The sequence below is a fragment of the Bradyrhizobium sp. SZCCHNS3002 genome (assembly GCF_032377435.1).
In the GTDB taxonomy this organism is placed as follows: domain Bacteria; phylum Pseudomonadota; class Alphaproteobacteria; order Rhizobiales; family Xanthobacteraceae; genus Bradyrhizobium.
In genome coordinates, this window is sequence record NZ_JAUHHY010000005.1 from 434,831 (window position 1) to 451,764 (window position 16,934).

At 67.1% G+C, this 16,934-nt stretch carries 11 protein-coding genes; 9 read left to right on the top strand and 2 right to left on the bottom strand.

All coding sequences use genetic code 11. The annotated features are described in order from the left end of the window. Positions 1-177 precede the first annotated feature (177 nt). The 9 genes from murB to ligA all read left to right on the top strand — a co-directional run bounded on the left by murB (position 178) and on the right by ligA (position 13,401). Complete coding sequence (gene murB / locus QW845_RS13835) at positions 178-1,101, top strand: UDP-N-acetylmuramate dehydrogenase (protein WP_315802119.1); 924 nt, start codon at positions 178-180, stop codon at positions 1,099-1,101. Positions 1,102-1,171: 70 nt separating this feature from the next. Beyond that, positions 1,172-2,173, top strand: a complete 1,002-nt coding sequence (locus QW845_RS13840) for a D-alanine--D-alanine ligase (protein WP_315802120.1) — start codon at positions 1,172-1,174, stop codon at positions 2,171-2,173. Between the two features lie 297 nt (positions 2,174-2,470). Next, positions 2,471-3,517 (top strand): cell division protein FtsQ/DivIB, encoded by a 1,047-nt coding sequence (locus QW845_RS13845; protein WP_315802121.1) that lies wholly within the window; start codon positions 2,471-2,473, stop codon positions 3,515-3,517. Beyond that, a complete protein-coding gene (gene ftsA, locus QW845_RS13850) occupies positions 3,514-4,833 on the top strand; it encodes a cell division protein FtsA (RefSeq protein WP_008964399.1) in 1,320 nt (439 codons plus the stop codon). The genes QW845_RS13845 and ftsA overlap by 4 nt, the downstream gene beginning before the upstream one ends. Positions 4,834-4,923: 90 nt before the next feature. Continuing rightward, a complete protein-coding gene (ftsZ, locus tag QW845_RS13855; RefSeq protein ID WP_315802122.1) occupies positions 4,924-6,759 on the top strand; it encodes a cell division protein FtsZ in 1,836 nt (611 codons plus the stop codon). Between the two features lie 345 nt (positions 6,760-7,104). Then, on the top strand, positions 7,105-8,064 hold the full coding sequence (gene lpxC, locus QW845_RS13860; RefSeq protein ID WP_315802123.1) for a UDP-3-O-acyl-N-acetylglucosamine deacetylase: 960 nt from the start codon (positions 7,105-7,107) through the stop codon (positions 8,062-8,064). 393 nt (positions 8,065-8,457) lie between these two features. Next, entirely contained in the window at positions 8,458-9,348 is an 891-nt protein-coding gene (locus QW845_RS13865; RefSeq protein WP_315802124.1) for an outer membrane protein assembly factor BamD, read from the top strand. 125 nt (positions 9,349-9,473) lie between these two features. Further along, positions 9,474-11,147: a DNA repair protein RecN gene (gene recN, locus QW845_RS13870; RefSeq protein WP_315802125.1), complete on the top strand. Its 1,674-nt coding sequence runs from the start codon at positions 9,474-9,476 to the stop codon at positions 11,145-11,147. 106 nt (positions 11,148-11,253) lie between these two features. Next, positions 11,254-13,401 carry an NAD-dependent DNA ligase LigA gene (gene ligA, locus QW845_RS13875; RefSeq protein ID WP_315802126.1) on the top strand — a complete coding sequence of 716 codons (2,148 nt, stop codon included), beginning with the start codon at positions 11,254-11,256 and terminating at the stop codon, positions 13,399-13,401. Between the two features lie 232 nt (positions 13,402-13,633). On the opposite strand, the gene QW845_RS13880 is transcribed toward ligA, so the two are convergent. Next, positions 13,634-14,911, bottom strand: a complete 1,278-nt coding sequence (locus QW845_RS13880) for a multidrug effflux MFS transporter (protein ID WP_315802127.1) — start codon at positions 14,909-14,911, stop codon at positions 13,634-13,636. 120 nt (positions 14,912-15,031) lie between these two features. Beyond that, the gene (locus QW845_RS13885) at positions 15,032-16,855 is read right to left on the bottom strand and encodes an aminopeptidase P family protein (protein WP_315802128.1); all 1,824 of its coding nucleotides are present in this window, start codon (positions 16,853-16,855) and stop codon (positions 15,032-15,034) included. Positions 16,856-16,934 lie beyond the last annotated feature (79 nt).

The window sequence follows — 16,934 nt, forward strand, 5'->3', positions numbered from 1 at the left end:
GCCACTCGACGTAGCCTCTCCGTTCCCTCCCCCCTTGTGGGGGAGGGGCAGGGAGGGGGGTGAGCCGCAGACTCCGGAGTGCGTGGTCCCCCCCTCCCTAGCCCTCCCCCACAAGGGGGGAGGGAACGGAGCGTGCTACGTCGCAACGACGTCGGCCCAAACGAGGCAGGCCGCCGCATGACCTTTCCCGACATCACCCCCGATCTCAAAACGGCCATGCCGGAGCTGCGTGGGCGGCTGCTCGCCAATGAGAGTCTCGCGCCGCTGACCTGGTTTCGTGTCGGCGGACCGGCGCAGGTGCTGTTCACGCCGGCGGATGCCGACGACCTCGCCTATTTCCTGAAGCACCTCCCAACGGATATCCCGCTCTATGTCATTGGCGTCGGCTCCAACCTGATCGTGCGTGATGGTGGCGTCCCCGGTGTCGTGATCCGGCTGGCGCCGCGCGCGTTCGGCGAGGTCAAGGCGGAAGGCGACATCGTCACGGCCGGCACCGCCGCGCTCGACAAGCGCGTCGCGGAGGTCGCCGCGTCGGCCAACCTCGCGGGCCTGGAATTCCTGTTCGGCATTCCCGGCACCATCGGCGGGGCGCTGCGGATGAATGCCGGCGCCAATGGCGGCGAGACCAAAGACATTCTCATTGAAGCGATCGCTGTCGACCGAAACGGCGAGACGCACCGCTTCAACAATGCCGAGATGAAGTTCACCTATCGCGCGAGCGGCGTCGATCCGGCGCTGATCTTCACGGCCGCGCGCTTCCGCGGCACGCCCTCGGCGCCGGAGGCGATCCGGGCGCGCATGGCGGAGGTGCAGGCGCATCGCGAGACGGCGCAGCCGATCCGCGAGAAGACGGGCGGCTCGACCTTCAAGAATCCGCCGGGACATTCCGCCTGGAAGCTGGTCGATGCCGCCGGCTGTCGTGGACTCAGGGTCGGCGGCGCCCAGGTCTCGGAAATGCACTGCAACTTCCTGATCAACACCGGCAGCGCTAGCGCCGACGACATCGAGACGCTCGGCGAGACCGTGCGTGAGCGGGTCAAGGCGAGCTCGGGCATCGAGCTGCAGTGGGAGATCAAGCGGATCGGAATCAAGGCGAGCTGATCGAGCCGCAGGCTCACGTGACGTCAGCGCAATCGCGACCGCAATTGTGAGATCAATCGAGAAGACATTGATGCGCACCACGATTTTGTTCGGCGGCTCCAACAAGGAGCGTCTCGTCTCGGTCGCGAGCGCGAAAGCCCTGCACGCGGCATTGCCCGAGGCGGACCTGTGGTTCTGGGACGCCGATGACAGCGTGCATCAGGCCAGCGGCCAAGCGCTGGCCGCGCATGCCAAGCCGTTCGAGGAGCCGTTCACCGCCGATGGCGCCAGGATCGGCGCGCTCGGCGAGGCGCTCGATCGCGCCGGGGCCGAAGATCGGGTCCTGGTGCTCGGCCTGCATGGCGGCCGGGCGGAGAATGGCGAGCTTCAACTGATGTGCGAGCTTCGTGGCGTGCCGTTCACTGGCTCGAGCTCGGCGGCCTCGCACCTCGCCTTCGACAAGGTTGCCGCCAAACGCTTCGCCGTGCTCGGCGGTGTCACGGCGGCCGAGGGTGTCGCGCTGGATGATGCCGAGGCCGCGCTCGCGCGCTACGGCCGGCTGATCGCGAAGCCCGTGAAGGACGGCTCGAGCTTCGGCCTGATCTTCGTCAACGCCAGCCAGGACCTCGTCTCCGTCAAGGCAGCGGCCGCGACCGAGGAGTATCTGATCGAGCCGTTCGTCATCGGGACCGAGGCGACCTGCGGCGTGCTCGAGCAGGCCGACGGCTCGCTGATCGCGCTGCCGCCGATCGAGATCCTCCCCGCCGACGGTGCCTTCAACTATTTCGCGAAGTACCTCGCGGCGGCGACGAAGGAAATCTGTCCGGGCCGCTTCAGTCCGGAGATCACTGCGGCGCTCCAGGCTGAGGCGATCAAGGCGCATCGCGCGCTGTCCTGCGGCGGCTACTCGCGCACCGACTTCATCGTCGCGGCCAACGGTCCGGTTTATCTGGAGACCAATACCCTGCCGGGCCTGACGGCCGCCTCGCTCTACCCGAAGGCTCTGGCGGCCCAGGGCATCGCCTTTGTCGATTTCCTCAATCAGCAGATCGCCCTGGCCGAGAGGCGCAGCCGCCGATCCGGCGTGCGATAGGCGCACCGGAGGAACCCGGCCCGGCGTCCCCCGGTGGTTCCTGTAACCCGTAAAATGCTTAAGAATTCCGGGCAAGGTCCTCATAAATCGGAGAAAAAATTCGTCTCCTCGGACCGATTTTACTTTTTGTTTACCAGGACGTCCGAAGGTTAACGCTGGCGCCTCAGTGGTGCTCGGCTGCCAGGTCGGGCCGTCGTGACGAACCGCGTCGCGATGGTCGGAAGGGATCCGGTCGGCCGGGACCGTGGGCGTGGGTCCGCGAGTATCTGCGGGCGCAACAGTTGATGAGCTCGTGCAATGGATGGTGCAGGACGCCTCGCTCGATCGCAGAGGCCTCAAGCTGACCTGAAAGCCGCTGCCCTTGGCGCGGCAATCCTGCTGCGCGAGTATGTCTCGGCCCGTCTTCCGCGTGTCCGCTTTGCGCGAGGCACGAAGCAAGGCAGGCGATCCATCCGACGAGACCTTGCGCCGGCGCAGGCCGCGCTCGCGCCGATGGTCGAGCGCGAGGCGCCGCCGCGCGTGGTCGAACTCGTCGAGCGCTATCTGCCGCGCCGGCTCGGCACCGTGGCGACGGTGGTCCTCTTGTTCGGCAGTGTCTGGCTCGGCATCGTCAAGGGCGGCCATGCGCAGGACGTCAGTGTGGCGTTGTCCGACACCCGCAACGCGCTCGCCAATGCGGCCGGGTTCCGCATCACGGCTGTTGCGATCAACGGCCGGAAGCAGCTTACCCAGGACGAGATCCTCGCGGTCGGCGGCGTTACCGGCCGCTCCTCGTTGCTGTTCCTGGATGCCGCCGCAGTGCGTGACAGGCTCAAAGCCAACCCCTGGATCGCCGACGCCACGGTGCAGAAGTTCTTTCCGAACCAGCTGCAGATCGATGTCGTCGAGCGCAAGGCGTTCGCGCTCTGGCAGCAGGACGGTCGCCTCTCGGTCATCGCCGAGGACGGCGCCGTGCTCGAGCAATATGTCTCGCGCCGCTTCCTGACGCTGCCGCTCGTGGTCGGCAAGGGAGCCGAGAGCCGCGCGCGCGATTTCCTGGCGCTGCTCGCCCGCTACCCGCAGGTGCGCGCGGTCACCAAGGCCGCCGTGTTCGTCGGCGAGCGGCGCTGGAACCTGCGGACCAAGGACGGCCTCGACATTCGCCTGCCCGAACATGATGTCGGCAACGCGCTCGCGACCCTGACCCAGCTCGATCAGGACGACAAGCTGTTCTCGCGCGACATCGTCGCCATCGACCTGCGGCTGCCGGACCGGCTGACGGTGCAGCTCTCCGAGGATGCGGGCAAGGCGCGCGACGAGCTGTTCAAGGACAAGAAGTCCAAGAAGAAGGCCGGTGACGCATGACCGGCTTCGATCGCCAGACTCCGAAGACGCGCCCGATGGGCCAGAAGCGCACCGCGCTCGTGGCCTCGCTCGACGTCGGCACCAGCAAGATCGCCTGCATGATCGCGCGGCTGAAGCCGGCGCCGCCGAGCGACGCGCTGCGCGGCCGCACCCACGCCGTCGAGCTGATCGGCTACAGCCAGATCCAGTCGCGCGGCGTCAAGGCCGGCGCCGTCGTCGATCCCGTCGAATGCGAGCAGGCGGTGCGGCAGGCGGTCGCGCTGGCCGAGCGCATGGCGAAGGTGCGGGTCGAATCCGTGCTGCTGCCGGTCGCAGGCGGCCGCGTCATGGGCCACCTGATCGAGGCCACCTCGGACATCCGCGGCGGCGCCGTCACCCAGGCCGATGTCAGTCGCGTCACCTCGACCGGCATGCACCACGCCACCGGCGACGGGCGCGCGGTGCTGCATGCCCTGCCGGTCGGCTACACGCTCGACGGTGTGAAGGGCATCCGCGATCCCCGCGGCATGCTGGCGCGGCAGTTCGGCGTCGACATGAACGTCGTTACGACCGACGCCACCGTGGCCAAGAACCTGATGCTAGTGGTCGAGCGCTGCCACCTCAACGTCGAGGCCATGGCGGCAAGCCCGTATGTTGCCGGGTTGTCGGTGCTGACCGACGACGAGGCCGATCTCGGCGCCGCCGTGGTCGAGATGGGGGCGGGCACCACGACGATCGCGATCTATTCCGGCGGCCGTTTCGTCCATGCCTCCGGTTTTGCGCTCGGCGGGCATCACGTGACCATGGATCTTGCGCGCGGACTATCAGCGTGCATTGCAGATGCCGAGCGAATCAAGACGTTATATGGCACGGTGCTGACTGGCGGGTCCGACGCGCGTGAGTTGATGTCTGTTCCGACGGCCGGTGACAACGAGCGGGATGTTCCGCAGATCGTGTCCCGCGCCACCATCGCGAACATCGTCAGGCACCGCGCAGAGGAGATTTTTGAAATGGTCCGCGACCGGCTGAAGGATTCGCCCTTTGCGGCAGAACCCAAGGCGCGCGTCGTCCTCAGCGGAGGCGCCTCTCAGCTGACGGGGCTGGTCGAGCTTGCGACCCGGATCCTCGACCGCCCGGTGCGTGTCGGCCGCCCGCTCGGCTTCGGCCGTCTTCCCAACGAGGCCAAGAACGCCGCCTTCGCGGTGCCGACGGGGCTGCTGGTCTATCCGCAATACGCGCACCTCGAACACGTCGAACCGCGGCATACGCGGCAGGTCGGGACAGGAACCGACGGCTACTTCGGAAAGGTCGGACGATGGCTACGCGAGGGCTTCTGATGACCGGTTTCCACCCCATGCGATTTTCAACAACACCAACCGCGGCCGGCGGCCGGGGCGAACCCACCCGCGCGTGATCGAGAGGCAATCATGGCACTCACTATTACACCTCCTGATATCCACGAGCTGAAGCCCCGGATCACCGTGTTCGGTGTCGGCGGCGCGGGCGGCAATGCCGTCAACAACATGATCACGGCCGGCCTGCAGGGGGTCGACTTCGTCGTCGCCAACACCGATGCGCAGGCGCTGACCATGTCCAAGGCGCAGCGCATCATCCAGATGGGCACGCAGGTGACGCAAGGGTTGGGCGCCGGCTCGCAGCCGGACGTCGGCGCTGCCGCCGCGCAGGAGGTGATCGACGAGATCCGCGATCATCTCTCGGGCGCCAACATGGTGTTCGTGACCGCCGGCATGGGTGGCGGAACCGGCACCGGTGCAGCCCCGGTCATTGCCAAGACCGCGCGCGAGATGAACATCCTCACGGTGGGCGTCGTCACCAAGCCGTTCCACTTCGAAGGCGCGCGCCGCATGCGCACCGCGGAGTCCGGCATCTCCGAGCTGCACAAGGTCGTCGACACGCTGCTGATCATCCCGAACCAGAACCTGTTCCGGGTCGCCAACGAGAAGACCACCTTCGCCGACGCCTTCGCGATGGCCGACCAGGTGCTGTATTCCGGCGTCGCCTGCATCACCGACCTGATGGTCAAGGAAGGCCTGATCAACCTCGACTTCGCCGACGTCCGCGCCGTCATGCGCGAGATGGGCAAGGCGATGATGGGCACCGGTGAAGCCTCCGGCGACAAGCGCGCGCTCACCGCCGCCGAAGCCGCCATCGCCAACCCGCTGATCGACGATTCCTCGATGAAGGGCGCGCGTGGCCTGTTGATCTCGATCACCGGCGGCAAGGATCTCACGCTGTTCGAGGTCGACGAAGCTGCGACCCGCATCCGCGAGGAGGTCGACCAGGACGCCAACATCATCGTCGGCGCCACCTTCGACGAATCGCTCGACGGGCTGATCCGGGTCTCGGTGGTCGCCACCGGCATCGAGCAGGCGCAGTTCAACCGCGGCGTCACGACGACTGCACAGCCGGCGGCGGCTGTCGCTCCGATTGCCGCCGCCCCGACCGCTGCCGCGGGTCTCCCTGAAAGCCGCCTCGCCGATCTGACTGCGCGCCTGCGCGCCGACAATCAGCGCCTGGCTGAACGCGCCGCCAAGCTCGAGCAGCAGGCGTCGCAGGCTCCGGCCGTCGCCGCGCCCGCGCCGATGGCGCCTGCGCCGCGTCCGGCTCCCAACCTCGAGCGCGACACGCTGGCCGCCGTTGCCGCCGCAATGGCCAGCGAGCCCGCGCCCGCGTCGGCGCCGGTCCAGCCCGCCTCCTATGGCGATGTGACGGTGCGCCCGATCGCGCAGAAGCCGTCGCTGTTCCCGGAACCGGAGGCGCAGCGCGCGGCCCCGATCGAGCCGGCGGCCCCGCCGGAGACGTTCATCCCGCAGGCCGCGGAGCGGGTTCCGTCGCGCGCGCCGCGCATGCCGAAGTTCGAGGACCTGCCGATGCCGGCCCAGGCCGAGATCCGGCAGGCGCGCGGCGACGAGGGCGATGAGCATCCGCAGAAGACCCGGATGTCGCTGCTGCAGCGTCTCGCCAATGTCGGTCTCGGCCGCCGCGACGAGGATGCCGAGCCGCCGCTGCCGGTGCGGACCGCGGGTCCTGCCATGCCGCAGATGCCGCCGCTGCCGGAACGGAAGCCGCAGCGGAACGTTGCTCAGCAGGTTGCGAGCCACGAATCGCCTGTCTCGGAATATGCCCGCCGTCCCGCACCCCAGGGTCTGGACGTCCATGGCCGTCCCGCGCCTGTGTCCCCGGCGCCACAGGGAGATGACCATTTGGATATCCCGGCCTTCCTGCGCCGGCAGGCCACCTGAGAATTGTTACAGCCCTGATGGTGCTGAACAGGCCCGGCTCGCGAGAGCCGGGCCTTTTCCATGGCTGTCCGGGGCTCGTTGATCGCCGTTCAACTAACTGATTTTAAATGATTAATTATTCTTTCGGTGTTTAGATCGGGAACCAGGAGGGTTAAGGCCACGTTCCAGTTTGGTTAAGGGTTGGCGCGAATACGGCAGAGATGGGGTAACAATCCGTAAAGAAGCGTGAGTTGGCGCTCTTTGGGGCTCTCGTTAAGTTCTGCCGTGACTTGGGGATGCCTGAAACTGAGTCGGTTCGCGAGGGGCGGCCGATAAGGGATCAGGCGGGGTCTTGGGCGATCGTCGATGAAATTCAGCCGGCAAACAACGCTTCGTTCGCAAGCCACCGTCACCGGTGTAGGCGTCCACTCTGGCGCGCCTGTCAGCCTGACGATCGGGCCTGCGCCGATCGATGCGGGAATCGTGTTCCTCCGCACCGGCCTCGATGGCGCTGACCGCGAGGTCCAGGCGTCCTTCGGCTCGGTGATCGCCACCGAGTTGGCGACGGTGCTCGGTGACCGCCACGGTGCGCTGGTGTCCACTGCCGAGCATGTGCTCGCCGCGCTGCGCGGCATGGGTGTCGACAACGCCCTGATCGAGGTCGACGGCCCCGAGGTTCCGATCATGGACGGCAGCGCTGCGCCGTTCGTCGCTGCCATCGACCAGGCCGGAATCGTCAATCAGTCGGCCCCGCGGCGCTACCTTCAGGTGCTCAAGCCGGTCCAGGTGACCATGGGTGCCTCCACGGGCGAGCTGCGTCCGAACAGCTCCGGCTTCCGGGTCGAAGCTGAAATCGATTTCACCAACCCCGTGATCGGCCGCCAAGCCTATCATTTCGAACTCAGCCCCGAGCGCTTCCGCCGCGAGATCGCCCGCGCCCGCACCTTCGGCTGCATGAGCGACGTGTCGCGGCTGTGGAGCGCCGGCTTCGCGCTCGGTTCCTCCTTCGACAACACGCTGGTGTTCGACGAGGACCGCCTGCTCAATCCCGAAGGTCTGCGCTACGCCGACGAATGCGCCCGCCACAAGGTGCTGGACGCGATCGGCGATCTGGCGCTGGCCGGCCTGCCGATGCTCGGAACCTATCGTTCGGTCCGTGGCGGTCACAAGCTCAACCATGCGGTGCTGACTGCTCTGATGGCCGATCGCACCGCTTGGCGGATCGTCGAAGGCGAGACCGTGCGTCGTCCCCGCGTGGCCGCGGAGGTCGTCGGCGGCATGGTCGGTGGCATGGTCGCCCCGGCCTACGGCCCGGACGTGTCCTGAGCGGCGGCGTCCCGATCGGCTGATTCCGTCGGCTGACCTACGCAACGCGCGACATCGCCGGGAGCTTTGCTTTCGGCGTGGTTCAGATTTTTCCGTCTGCTTTTTTGTCAATGTTTGTTGCCGGCCGCGTCCTTCTCAGCGGCTGGACCCTCGGCATTTCGATGTTTTCCAACGGCTTCTTCAGCGGTAACCATGATGCGTGGCGGCAGCCTCGGTGTTGCCTTAATCCGGGCGGATTGGCTTCCTATGCGGTTGGTTGATGAAGTGTTTTCGGCTAGAGAGGCCGGGGCCGCGTGATGCGTGCCACCGGCGGGGCTCTTCCCTCGCGGTCATGAAGCGACCTTCATGGTGCGCGGCGTAGATCAGATCACAGGCATCGGGTTCCAAAGAAGCATGTCGATACAGCGTCTCACGCGCGACCTCCGTCATCCCGCAGCAAGCATCGGCCGGCTTAGGCTCGCCGCATCGCTGATCCTGCTGGCGCTGCCTCTGAGCGGCTGCGGAACGGGCGGACTCTGGGACAAATTCCTGGCCAAGGACGACACCTTCGTCGATGAGCCCGCGGACAAGCTCTACAATGAGGGCTTGTACCTGATGAATGAGAAGAAGGACGTCAAAGGCGCGACCAAGAAGTTCGAGGAGGTCGATCGCCAGCATCCTTATTCCGACTGGGCCCGCAAATCGCTGCTGATGTCGGCTTACGCCTCCTATCAGGCCGGCGACTACGACGGCTGCATCGGCGCCGCCACCCGCTACGTGACCCTGCACCCGGGCAGCCCGGACGCGGCCTATGCGCAGTACCTGATCGCCGCCTCGCATTACGACCAGATCCCGGACATCAGCCGCGACCAGGGCCGCACCGAGAAGGCCATCGCCTCCCTCGAAGAGGTGGTGCGTAAATATCCGACATCCGAATACGCCACCAATGCCAAGGCCAAGCTGGAGGGCGCCCGCGATCAGCTCGCCGGCAAGGAGATGGATGTCGGCCGCTATTACATGCAGAAGCGCGACTACACCGCCGCCATCAACCGCTTCAAGGCTGTCGTGACGCAGTACCAGACCACGCGGCACGTCGAGGAAGCGCTGTATCGCTTGACCGAGGCCTACATGACGATCGGTATCGTCGGCGAAGCGCAGACCGCGGCGGCCGTGCTCGGGCACAATTTCCCCGACAGCAAGTGGTACAAGGACGCCTATAATCTCGTGAAGTCGGGCGGCGTCGAGCCCGAGGAGAACAAGGGCTCCTACATCTCGCGCGCCTTCAAGAAGCTCGGCCTGGGCTGAGCGATCGGCCGGATCACTCGTCTGATCTGGCTTTGTTCTATATTCTTGTTTTGTTCTCTTTTTGCTGCTAGCATCGAGTCGTTCGCTCAGGGGCGTTCCGCCCCGTTACGAAGGACTTCGGTTCCATGCTGGCGCGACTGTCGATCCGTGACATCGTCCTGATCGAACGACTCGATCTCGAATTCTCGAATGGACTTGCGGTGCTGACCGGCGAGACCGGAGCCGGAAAGTCGATCCTGCTCGATGCGTTTGCATTGGCTCTCGGCGGCCGCGGCGACGCCAGCCTAGTGCGCCATGGCGCCGACCAGGGGCAGGTCACGGCCGTGTTCGAGATCGGCAAGGATCATCCGGCCGCCCGGATCCTCGCTGCCAACGGCCTGGATGCCGATGGCGAGATGATCCTGCGCCGCGTTCAGTTCGGCGATGGCCGCACCCGCGCCTTCATCAACGACCAGTCGGTCAGCGTGCAGACGCTGAAGGCGATCGGCGCCACACTGGTCGAAATCCACGGCCAGCATGACGAACGTGCGCTGGTCGACGCCGCCACCCACCGCCGGCTGCTGGATGCCTTTGCGGGCCTGGAGAAGGACGTCGCCGCGGTGGAAGCGCTGTGGGCAGCGCGCCGGACTGCGGTCACGGCGCTCGACGAGCATCGGGCGAGCATGGAGCGCGCGGCCCGCGAGGCCGATTATCTGCGGCATGCCTCGGACGAGCTGAAGAAGCTGGCGCCGAAGGAGGGCGAGGAGACGCAGCTCGCCGCCCGCCGCACGGCGATGATGCAGGGCGAGAAGATCGCGGGCGATCTGCGCGACGCGCAGGATGCCGTCAGCGGCAACCAGTCGCCGATCGCCGCGCTAGCCGCGGCGGTCCGCCGGTTGGAGCGCCGCGCGGTCAGCTCGCCCGCGCTGGTCGACCCGGCGGTCAAGGCGATCGATTCGGCGATCAACGCCCTGGAGGAGGCCGATCAGCATCTGACGGTGGCACTCGCGGCCACCGATTTCGATCCGCTGGAGCTGGAGCGCATCGAGGAGCGGTTGTTCGCGCTGCGCGCGGCCGCGCGCAAATATTCGACGCCGGTGGACGGTCTGGCTGCCTTGGCTGCCAAATATGCCGCCGACGTCGTCCTGATCGATGCCGGCGCCGAGCAGCTGAAGAAGCTGGAAGCAGCGGCGGCGGCAGCCGATGGGCGCTATGCCGCCGCGGCGGCCAAGCTGTCGGCAGCGCGGACCAAGTCGGCCGAGAAGCTGAACCGGGCCGTCCATGCGGAGCTCGCCCCGCTCAAGCTCGAGCGGGCCAAGTTCATGACCCAGGTCGACAGCGACGCCGAGGCGCCGGGGCCGGAAGGCATCGACCGTGTCGAGTTCTGGGTTCAGACCAACCCGGGCACGCGGCCGGGCCCGATGATGAAGGTCGCCTCCGGCGGCGAGCTGTCGCGGTTCCTGCTGGCGCTCAAGGTCGTGCTGTCCGACCGCGGCTCGGCGCCGACCTTGGTGTTCGACGAGATCGACACCGGCGTCGGCGGCGCGGTCGCCGACGCCATCGGCGCCCGGCTGGCGCGGCTCGCGCACGGGGTTCAGGTGATGGCCGTGACCCATGCGCCGCAGGTCGCGGCCCGGGCGGACCAGCATCTGTTGATCTCAAAGGACGCGCTGGACCGCGGCAAGCGCGTCGTCACCCGGGTCAACACGCTCGCCACCCTGCACCGGCGCGAGGAGATCGCCCGCATGCTGGCCGGCGCCGAGGTCACCGCCGAGGCCCGCGCCGCCGCCGACCGGCTGCTGGAGGCTGCGGCGGCGTAGCTGGAAACGGAACGGCCGAACGCTTTGGCTCCGGCGCGCGCATTGTGTACACCGTCGTTTCGGGACGGCCTCCGGGTCGTCCCGCAATGACGAGCAGATCATACGCATGCCCAAGACAGCAAAACCGAAGCAGCCCGTCGACGTCGCCGATCTCACCAAGGCTCAGGCCAAGGTGGAATGGAAGCGGCTGGCGCTGGAGCTCGAGACCCACGACAGGCTCTATTATCAGGATGACGCGCCGAAGATCTCGGACGCCGCCTACGACGAGCTGCGTCGCCGCTTCAATGCGATCGAAAAGCGTTTCCCTGAGCTCGTCAGCAGCGAGTCGCCGTCGCAGAAGGTCGGCGCTGCGCCCTCCGGCCGGTTCAAGAAAGTGCGGCACACGGTGCCGATGCTGTCGCTCGACAACGCCTTCGCGGAGGAGGACGTGCGCGACTTCGTCGGCCGCATTGCGCGCTTCCTCAAGCTTGCCGACGATCGCATCGATTTCTCGGCCGAGCCGAAGATCGACGGGCTGTCGATGTCGCTGCGCTACGAGGGCGGTGAGCTGGTAACCGCCGCGACCCGCGGCGACGGCGCCGAGGGCGAGGACGTCACCGCCAACATCCGCACCTTGAAGGACGTGCCGCACAGGCTGCACGGCCGCAACCTGCCCGACATCTGCGAGGTCCGCGGCGAGGTCTACATGACCAAGCAGGCCTTCCTCGCGCTCAACGAGCGCCAGAAGGAAGCGGGCGACACCATCTTCGCCAACCCGCGCAACTCCGCCGCCGGCTCGCTGCGGCAAAAGGATCCGACCATCACCGCCTCGCGTCCCCTGGGCTTCTTTGCCTACGCCTGGGGCGAGATGAGCGCGATGCCGGCGGAGACGCAAAGCGGCATGATCAAATGGTTCGAACGCTGCGGCTTCACGACCAACCCGCTCACGAGGCTCTGCCACTCGGTGGAGGAACTGATCGCGTTCCATCGTCACATCGAGGAGCAGCGCGCCGAGCTCGACTACGACATCGACGGCGTCGTCTACAAGGTCGACCGCATCGACTGGCAGGAGCGGCTCGGCTTCGTCTCGCGCACGCCGCGCTGGGGCATTGCCCACAAGTTTCCGGCCGAGCGCGCCATGACCGTGCTCAAGGACATCGAGATCCAGGTCGGCCGCACCGGCTCGTTCACGCCGGTCGGCAAGCTGGAGCCGGTCGGCGTCGGCGGCGTCATCGTGCAGAATGTGACGCTGCACAATGAGGACTACATCAAGGGCATCGGCAACAAGGGCGAAGTGTTGCGCGAAGGCCGCGACATCCGGATCGGCGACACCGTGGTGATCCAGCGCGCCGGCGACGTCATCCCCCAGGTGGTCGACGTCCTCATCGACAAGCGGCCGAAGCACGCCAAGGAATTCCATTTCCCGAAGAAATGCCCGTGCCCGCTGCACACCGACGTCGTCCGCGAGGAGATCGCGACCGGCGAGGAGGGCTCGCGCGCCCGCTGCACCGGCGAGTTCGCCTGTCCGTTCCAGAAGATCGAGCACCTCAAGCTGTTCGCCTCGCGCCGCGCTTTCGATATCGACGGTCTCGGCGAGAAGCAGATCCAGTTCTTCTTCGACCAGGGCTGGGTCAAGGAGCCCGCCGACATCTTCACGCTGGCCGCGCGCAACGCCAGGCTGAAGCTCGAGGAGGTCGAGGGCTATGGCGAGACCTCGGTGCGCAATCTCTTCAATGCCATCGACGCCCGGCGCGAGATCGCGCTGGAGCGCTTCATCTACGCGCTTGGCATGCGCCATGTCGGCGAGACCACGGCGCTGGCGCTCGCGCGCGGCTACGGCTCATGGGATGCGTTCCACGAAGCCTGTCTCAAAGTCGCCAGCGGCGACGAGGAGGCGATCGCGGAGATGGATGCGCTCGACCAGATCGGCGACACCGTGATCAAGAGCGTCGCCGCCTATTTCGGCGAGGACCACAATCGCGGTATCGTCGAGCGGCTGACGAAAGAGGTGAAGATCCTCGACGCGGAGAAGCCGAAGCGCAATTCGCCGATCGCGACCAAGACGGTGGTGTTCACCGGCACGCTGGAAAAGATGACGCGCGACGAGGCCAAGGCGACCGCCGAGCGGCTCGGTGCGAAAGTATCGGGCTCGGTGTCGAAGAAGACGGACTACGTCGTCGCCGGTCCCGGCGCGGGCTCAAAGCTGAAGGACGCACAGAAGCACGGCGTCCAGGTGCTGACCGAGGACGAGTGGCTGCAACTGATCGGGGAGTAGCTCGCGCGCTCGTCTGGTGCAGAAGGTGGTTGTGGCACCACAACTGGCATCATCCGCGAAAGCGGATGATGCAGTATTTCAGAGGCCGCAGTGGTTGGATCGAGGCGCCTCGGAATAATGCCCGCCTTCGCGGGGCATGACACCGCTTGTTCGCGAGGCTGTGCAGGTCGCGGCGCCTACGCGGGTAAGCCCCCGAGAGCGGCGTGGGGGCGTACGGTCCTCACGCCGCCCTTCACATCACCCCGGCCTCATCCTCTTCCGCCGTCTCGATCAGCTCCTTCGTCACCTTCATCTGCGTGCGAGGAACCAGAAAGATCATGCTGCAGGCGCAGGCCAGCGACAACATGAGCATCGCCGACGTCAGCGGCAGCGTCGTTGCGTAGTGGCCGCCGAGATAGGCGCCGAGCTGCGACGTCAGCGCGCCCACGCCCATCTGCAGGAACCCCATCGCGCCGGAGGCGGTGCCCGCCGCGCCGGGCCGGACGCTGATCGCGCCGGCGGCGGAGTTCGCCATCACGGCGGCATTGGCGAACATCAGCAGCATCTGCGTGCCGAACAGCACCGAAGGTACCTGGTTGAAGCCGAACAGGCTCCACGTGAAGTTCAGCGCGGCGCTGGTAAGCTGCAGCCCCAGGCCGAACCAGATCAGCCGATCGAGCGAATGGCGCGGCGCGTAGCGCACGCAGAACAGGTTGCCGACGAAATAGGCGAAGCCGGTGGTCGCAAACCACGCGCCATACTCCGCCGAGGAACGGCCCATCTGCACCTCGACGATATACGGCCCGCCGCCGGCGAAGGCGAAGATGATCTGCGAGGCCAGCACCTGGCACAGCATATAGCCGAGGAAGGCGCGGCTCTTCACCAGCATGGCGACGTCGCGACGGAAGCTCGCGCCCTCGACGCGGGCAGGGCGGGTCTCCGGCAGCGCCATGGTCACGGCGGTCGCGATCACGACCGACAGCGCGGCGACGACGTAGAAGATGGCGTGCCAGCCGAACGCGATCTCGATCAGGCCGCCGGTCAGCGGCGACAGCATCTGCGCGATCATCATGACCGCGACGACGAGGCTGATCATCGCGCCGATGCGCTCGCGCGGATAGAGATCTCGGATGATGGCGCGGCTGATCACCATGCCGCTGGCGCCGCCGAGCGCCTGGAAGAAGCGCGCCGCGATCAGCTGGGCCAGGGTGTCGGCGAAGATGCAGCTGACGCTCGCGACGATCGACAGCACGAGCCCTGCAAGCATCACGGGGCGGCGGCCGAAGCGGTCGGAGAGCGGCCCGAGCAGCAGCTGCGAGATCGCGATGCCGGCCATGTAGAACGACACCGTCATCTGCACGACGGAGGCGTCGCGCCCGAACGTGGTCGCGAGCAGCGGCAGGGCCGGCACCAGCAGGTATAGCGAGATCGGCGCCAGCCCGGTCATCACGACCAGCAGGACCAGCATCGTGCGCGACGGAACGGCGCGCGGTGGCGCCGCTCCAGGCGGTCTGCTGATCATTCCATGCATGGTGCCGCTCAAATCAAGTGAACGCCCCGACTGTAGCGGCCTTCCATTTCGCGGAAATGCCTGTTTCGGCATGCGCCCATGCAGGCAGCGGGACGGCGCGCAGCCGGACCGTACGGCTGACTACAGTGGCGCTGTCGCCTGATCGAGCCAGCGCTGGTCGCCGTCGTCGAGCGCCGCTCGGACGGCGTCCCTGACCCGGGCATGATAGGCGTCGAGCCACGCGCGTTCCTCGGCGCTCAGCATCGCGACCTCGATCAGGCGCCGGTCGATCGGCGCCAGGGTCAGCGCCTCGAAGCCGTTCATCGGCTTCTCCGCGCCCGCGACGTCCTTCGCCACCACCAGCTCGAGGTTCTCGATGCGGATGCCGAACGCGTCGGTCTTGTAGTAGCCGGGCTCGTTGGACAGGATCATGCCGCGCTTCAGCGGCGTGGTGCCGAGCTTCGAAATCCGCGCGGGTCCCTCGTGCACCGACAGATAGCTGCCGACGCCGTGGCCGGTGCCGTGCTCGAAATCGATGCCGGCCTGCCACAGGAACTGCCGCGCCAGGGTGTCGAGCTGGGCGCCGGTGGTGCCGTCGGGGAAGATCGCGCGCGCGATCGCAAGGTGGCCGCGCAGCACGCGGGTGAAGCGATCGCGCATCTCCTCGGTCGGCGCGCCCACGGCGATCGTGCGGGTGACGTCGGTGGTGCCGTCCTGATATTGCGCGCCGGAATCGATCAGCAGCAGATCGCCCGGCATGATGCGGCGGTTGCTCTTGCGGGTGACGCGATAGTGCACGATGGCGCCGTTGGGACCGGTGCCCGAGATGGTCGGGAACGACACATCCTTGAGCGCGCCGGTGTCGCGGCGAAAGCTCTCCAGCGCCTCGACCGCATCGATCTCGGTCAACGAGCCCTTCGGCGCCTCGCGATCGATGAAGGCGAGAAAGCGGGCCAGCGCGACCGCATCGCGCTGATGGGCGCGCCGCGTGCCGTCGATCTCGACCGCATTCTTGGCGGCCTTGAGCAGGCTGACCGGATCGGCGCCGCGCACCGCCTTGCCGCCGGCGCCCTGAATCAGGCGCGTCAGGGCATCGGCGGCCGTGGCGCTGTCGAGCGCGACGGCCGCGCCGGATTGCGCGAGCTCGGACAGGCGCGGTGTCAGCGCGTCCGGCTCCGCCACCTCGGCGCTCTGCTCGAGATGATCGCGCGTCAGGTTCGAGAGCTTGCGGGAATCGATGAAGATCGTCGGGCGTCCGGTCTTCGGCACCAACGCATAGGACAGCGGCAGCGGCGTGTGCGAGACGTCGGCGCCGCGGATGTTGAAGGTCCAGGCGACGTTGTGGGAATCGGACAGGACGAGCGCCTCGACGCCGAGGCGCTCGATCTCCTGGCGGATCCGGCCGAGCTTGTCGGCCTCGCTCTCGCCGGACAATTCCGCGCCGTGGATGGCGACGGCGCCGAGCGGCGGCAGCGGCCGTTCGGTCCAGATGCTGTCGACCGGGTTGCGCTCGACCGGAACCAGCTCCGCGCCGGCCTTGGCGCAGGCGGCGGCCAGTCGTTCGGCCGCGGCCGTTGTATGCAGCCACGGATCGAAGCCGACGCGGTCGCCGCTCTGCAAATGGCGCGTCAGCCAGCTCTCCGGCGGCGGCTCGATCAGTGATTCCACCATCCAGGCCTTGCCGTCGACCTGCTTGCCGGCCTGCAGCGTATAGCGGCCGTCGACGAAGATCGCGGCCGCCTGCGACAGCACGATCGCAAGGCCGGCCGAGCCGGTGAAGCCGGTCAGCCACGCCAGCCTCTCCTCCGAGGGTGGCACATATTCGTTCTGCTGCTGGTCGGCGCGCGGCACGATGAAGCCGGCGAGCTTGCGTCTGGCCAGCTCTTCGCGGAGCGCGGCGAGCCGCGCGGTCAGTGCCACGCCGGTTTCGGGTTCTTCGAACGTCTGGAACAGAGCTTCGAACATCGGTCTCATACTTTAGAAGTGAATCCTGCCGCGTCGGCGAATACTCCTTCAGCAGACAGTGCAGTGCACGAAGAATCTC

Bases quoted from the DNA above. Each gene is read 5' to 3' on its own strand.
- murB (WP_315802119.1), top strand. From the start codon at position 178: ATGACCTTTCCCGACATCACCCCCGATCTCAAAACGGCCATGCCGGAG.
- QW845_RS13840 (WP_315802120.1), top strand. From the start codon at position 1,172: ATGCGCACCACGATTTTGTTCGGCGGCTCCAACAAGGAGCGTCTCGTC.
- QW845_RS13845 (WP_315802121.1), top strand. From the start codon at position 2,471: ATGGATGGTGCAGGACGCCTCGCTCGATCGCAGAGGCCTCAAGCTGAC.
- ftsA (WP_008964399.1), top strand. From the start codon at position 3,514: ATGACCGGCTTCGATCGCCAGACTCCGAAGACGCGCCCGATGGGCCAG.
- ftsZ (WP_315802122.1), top strand. From the start codon at position 4,924: ATGGCACTCACTATTACACCTCCTGATATCCACGAGCTGAAGCCCCGG.
- lpxC (WP_315802123.1), top strand. From the start codon at position 7,105: ATGAAATTCAGCCGGCAAACAACGCTTCGTTCGCAAGCCACCGTCACC.
- QW845_RS13865 (WP_315802124.1), top strand. From the start codon at position 8,458: ATGTCGATACAGCGTCTCACGCGCGACCTCCGTCATCCCGCAGCAAGC.
- recN (WP_315802125.1), top strand. From the start codon at position 9,474: ATGCTGGCGCGACTGTCGATCCGTGACATCGTCCTGATCGAACGACTC.
- ligA (WP_315802126.1), top strand. From the start codon at position 11,254: ATGCCCAAGACAGCAAAACCGAAGCAGCCCGTCGACGTCGCCGATCTC.
- QW845_RS13880 (WP_315802127.1), bottom strand. From the start codon at position 14,911: ATGCATGGAATGATCAGCAGACCGCCTGGAGCGGCGCCACCGCGCGCC.
- QW845_RS13885 (WP_315802128.1), bottom strand. From the start codon at position 16,855: ATGTTCGAAGCTCTGTTCCAGACGTTCGAAGAACCCGAAACCGGCGTG.